This is a genomic window from Streptomyces sp. NPDC020917, from assembly GCF_044333795.1.
Taxonomy (GTDB): domain Bacteria; phylum Actinomycetota; class Actinomycetes; order Streptomycetales; family Streptomycetaceae; genus Actinacidiphila.
Genome location: NZ_JBIRRR010000005.1, coordinates 539,553 through 543,589, shown reverse-complemented (window position 1 = coordinate 543,589; position 4,037 = coordinate 539,553). Strand labels below are relative to the sequence as shown.

Annotated in this window: 3 protein-coding genes and 1 pseudogene; all 4 read left to right on the top strand. The window is 74.2% G+C overall.

Annotated elements, in window-relative coordinates; all coding sequences use genetic code 11:
* Positions 1-116 (top strand): annotated as a pseudogene (locus tag ACH4TG_RS14705) (type III polyketide synthase); the annotation flags it as partial.
* Between the two features lie 103 nt (positions 117-219).
* Positions 220-1,395: a DegT/DnrJ/EryC1/StrS family aminotransferase gene (locus tag ACH4TG_RS14700; RefSeq protein ID WP_398242596.1), complete on the top strand. Its 1,176-nt coding sequence runs from the start codon at positions 220-222 to the stop codon at positions 1,393-1,395.
* 33 nt (positions 1,396-1,428) lie between these two features.
* Positions 1,429-2,040, top strand: coding sequence for an NAD(P)H:quinone oxidoreductase (wrbA, locus tag ACH4TG_RS14695; RefSeq protein ID WP_398242595.1), 612 nt, complete (start codon positions 1,429-1,431; stop codon positions 2,038-2,040).
* A gap of 225 nt (positions 2,041-2,265) precedes the next feature.
* Positions 2,266-3,864: a class I adenylate-forming enzyme family protein gene (locus tag ACH4TG_RS14690; RefSeq protein ID WP_398242594.1), complete on the top strand. Its 1,599-nt coding sequence runs from the start codon at positions 2,266-2,268 to the stop codon at positions 3,862-3,864.
* Positions 3,865-4,037 lie beyond the last annotated feature (173 nt).

The following is a 4,037-nucleotide window of genomic DNA, read 5'->3' as shown; positions in this document are numbered from 1 at the left end:
AGGAGGAGCGGCCCGCGCCGGGGGCGACGGGTCTGATCGCGGGGTTCGGTCCCGGGATCACCGCGGAGATGGCCCTGGGCACCTGGGCCGAGGACGCCGCCCGCAACCTCAACTGACCGGTGACGCAAGGCCGGTGCCGACCGACCGGCCCGGCACCGGACACGCTCGGTGAAGACGCCCGGCACGTGCGCGGGCCGACAGGGAGGTGGGGTGGAGGACATGGAAGCGATTCCCCTGGTGCACGCGAGTCTGGGCGAACGTGAACTCGCGGCCGTCGCGGAGGTGTTCGCCTCCGGGTGGCCGGCCGGGCAGGGCCCGGTGGGCAAGCGGCTGGAGGCGCAGCTGGCCTCCCTCTACCGGGTCTCGGACGCGGTGGCGGTCGCCAACTGCGGTGCCGCCCTGCATCTGGCGCTGCTCGCGCTGGGTGTCACCCCGGGCGACGAGGTCATCGTCGCCGACTACACCTTCCCCGCGCCCGCGCAGGCCGTGCGGTACCTCGACGCGGTGCCGGTCTTCGCCGACGTGCTGCCCGGCACCGGCACGATCGACCCGCAGTCGGTCGAGGACCTGGTCACCGAGCGCACGGTCGGCGTGATCGCGGTCGACACCGTGGGACTGCCCGCGGACTACACCGCGCTGCAGGCGATCGCCGACCGGCACGGCCTGTTCGTGGTCGAGGACGCCGCGTGCGCGGTCGGCGCGACCTACCAGGGCGCCCCGGCCGGCGCGCTGGCCCAGGTCGGCTGCCTGTCCTTCCACGGCCGCAAGGGCGCTACCTCCGGCGAGGGCGGCGCGCTGCTGGCCGCCGACGCGAAGATCGGCGCCGACGCCCGCCGGCGCTCCTCGTTCGGCATCGGCAGCATCTTCGACATGGGCAACGTCGTCGGCCTGCCCATCCCGACGTTCACCGAGGTCGGCTTCAACTTCAAGCTGTCCGACATCGCCGCCTCGATCCTCACGGTCCAGCTGGACCGGATCGGCGAACTGCTGGAGCGCCGCCGCACCGTCGCCGCCGCCTATGGCGAACTGCTCGCCGGACAGGAGTTGCTGACGCTGCCGCAGGTGCCGCCGGACCGCACCCACGCCTGGCAGTCGTACCTGGTCACCCTCGACCCGGGCGTCGACCGCGCCGCGGTGGCCGCCCGGCTGCGCGCGCAGGGCATCGGCTGCGGGCACGGCACCTGGGCCACCCACCTCCAGCCGGTCTTCGCCGCCCGGCAGCACTGCCCGGTCTCGGCCGACCTGTTCGCCCGCAACCTGGCCATCCCCATGCACGCCGAACTGACCGCCGCCCAGGTCGAGCGGGTCGCGGAGGAACTGATCAGCGCGGTCCGCGCCCACGCGGGCGGCGCCGTCCACGCCCTGGGCGGGGCGACCGCCGCCGCGGCCCGCTGACCGCTGCCACGCCTGACGAAAGGGAGCCCGCCGATGACTGCCGTGAACGTCGCGATCATCTACTACAGCGCCACCGGGACCGTGCACGCCCTGGCCAAGGCCGCCGCCGAGGGCGCGGAGAAGGCCGGCGCCACGGTACGGCTGCGCAAGGTCCGCGAGACGGCGCCGCCCCAGGCGGTCAACTCCAACCCGGCCTGGGCGCAGCACCTGAAGGACACCGCCGACATCGAGGAGGTCACGCTGGACGACCTGAGCTGGGCCGACGCGGTGCTGTTCGGCACGCCCACGCGGTTCGGGAACGTGGCCAGCCAGTTGAAGGCGTTCATCGACACCACCGGCGGGCTGTGGCAGCAGGGCGGCCTCACCGGGCGGGTCCTCTCGGCGTTCACCGCCTCCGGCACCCCGCACGGCGGGCAGGAGTCAACGATCCTCGCGCTGAGCAACACCTTCTACCACTGGGGCGGCATCATCGTGCCCCCCGGCTACACCGACCCGATCCAGTTCCGGACCGGCAACCCGTACGGCACCTCGCACGTCGCCGGCTCCGGCGCGCCCGGCGAGGACGTGCTGGCCGCGGCCCGCCACCAGGCCCGCCGCGTCGTCGACGTCACCACCGCCCTGAAGGCCGGCCGCCGCGCCGCCTGACCGCCGGCGGTCCGCCACCACCCTGCGGCCCGGCCGCCCCCGGGCGGGACCCGGCCGCGGCCTTCATCGCCCGGGGCCGCCCGGTCCCGCCTCCTTCCGACACCCGCACCCGCCCCAACACCCCTGCGCACACCCGCATCCTCCGCCGCCGCAACCGCGCCGCGGGGGGCCCGCACGGCCGGCGACAGGTGAATGTCCATCGAACACCGCAAAGGAGACGGTCCGATGAAGAGCGCCACGGCCTACCGATCCATACAGAAACGCGGTCTGCACATCGGCCTGCTGCCGGCGATGGCCGCAAGCGTCGACCCGTCGACGCCGATCACCCTCGACCACGACCTGGACGTACTGCCCGAGGTCGGCCGGAACCTGACGTCCGCCAGGCTGGCGCAGCTGGTGGACGACCTGTCCGCCCGGCTGTGGGCGGCCGGGGTGCGCACCGACGAGCACATCGTGGTCCACAAGACCGCCAACGCCGACATGTGGATGCTGGCGTGCGCGGCCTCACGCATCGGCGCGATCCCGGTGATGCTCTCCCCGGGCCTGAACGCGCCGACGATCGCGGCCCTGCTGGAGCGGCTGCACCAGCCGAACCTGCTGACCGACGAGCACAAGCTGGACGTGCTGGCCGACGTGCCGCTGGACAAGCTGGCCCGCCGGGTGATCATCGTGTCCGGGTCCCGGCCCGGCACGACCTCGCTCGCCGACCTCGCCGGCTCGCCCTCGGTGCCGCCGGTGGAACGCCCCATCGACGAGGCCGCGGTGATCACCCACACCTCCGGCACCACCGGCCTGCCCAAGCTGGTCGTGCACACCCCCCGCACCCAGGGGCTGCGGCTGATGCCGCAGTGGCGCCTCCTGGCGCTGATGCGCCGCAAGGAGACGGTGGCCATCCACATCTCCTTCGTGCACTCGCGGATGGTCGCCGCGATGGCGCTGTCCCTGGTCAAGGGCCTGCCGGTGCTGCTGATGAACGACGGGGAGCCGGAGAACGTGGCCCGGTTCTTCCTGGCCAACCGGCCCGGCCTGATCGAGGCGCTGCCGAACTCGCTGATGGACTGGCAGGAGCTGGCCGAGGACCCGCGCGGCCCCTTCGAGTCGGTGAAGATCTTCAGCTCCACCTTCGACGCGATCCACCCGGCGACGATGGCCCGGCTGCTGAAGTCGTCCAAGCGGCGCGGCGCCCTGTTCTTCCAGATCTACGGGCAGAGCGAGGTCGGCCCGGCCGTCGGCCGCGCGTACTTCCGGCGCTCCGCGCACAAGGCCAACGGCCGCTGCGTGGGCTGGCGGATGCCGATGGGCGCGGCCAAGGTCCGGGTTGTCAGCCGCGACGGGAAGCGCCCCACCGAGCACAACCCCGGCCGGATCGAGGTCGCCTGGCCGGCTCTGGCGAAGACGTACTTCGCCGAGCAGGACCGCTACGACGCCAACCGCGACGGGCAGTGGTGGGGCACCGGCGACGTCGGCTACTTCACCCGCGCGGGATGCCTGCACATGCTCGACCGCGAGGTCGACATGATCCCCGGCGTGCGCAGCTCGCTGGAGATCGAGGACCTGGTGCTGGGCAGGCTGTCCGAGCTGAGCGAGCTGGCCGTCGTGCAGGGCCCCAACTCCGAGGCCATCCCGGTGATCTGCACCCGCGACGACAAGCCGCTGGACCGCGCCCGCTGGCGGGCCGCGGTCGCCGAGTTCCCGCAGCTCGCCGACCCGGTGCAGATCCCGCAGGCCGAACTGCCGCGCACCGCCACCCTGAAGGTGCAGCGCCTGGCCCTGGCCGACCAGCTCGCCGACCGCCTCAAGGGGCAGCCGGCCGGCGACGCCTGACCCTCCCGGCAGCCGCCCGCTCCCCCCCGCCCCCGTCCGTGCCCGACCGTGGGCCCGCCCCCCCCGCGCCCCGGCGCCCCGCCCCCCCCCGGGGCGCCCAGGCCCCCCGCCCGGTGACCCCCGGGGCCCGGGCCGCGGGCCCCCCCGGCCACAAACCCCCCCCCCAAACCCAC

Coding starts and splice junctions, on each gene's coding strand:
- ACH4TG_RS14700 (WP_398242596.1), top strand. CDS start 220: ATGGAAGCGATTCCCCTGGTGCACGCGAGTCTGGGCGAACGTGAACTC.
- wrbA (WP_398242595.1), top strand. CDS start 1,429: ATGACTGCCGTGAACGTCGCGATCATCTACTACAGCGCCACCGGGACC.
- ACH4TG_RS14690 (WP_398242594.1), top strand. CDS start 2,266: ATGAAGAGCGCCACGGCCTACCGATCCATACAGAAACGCGGTCTGCAC.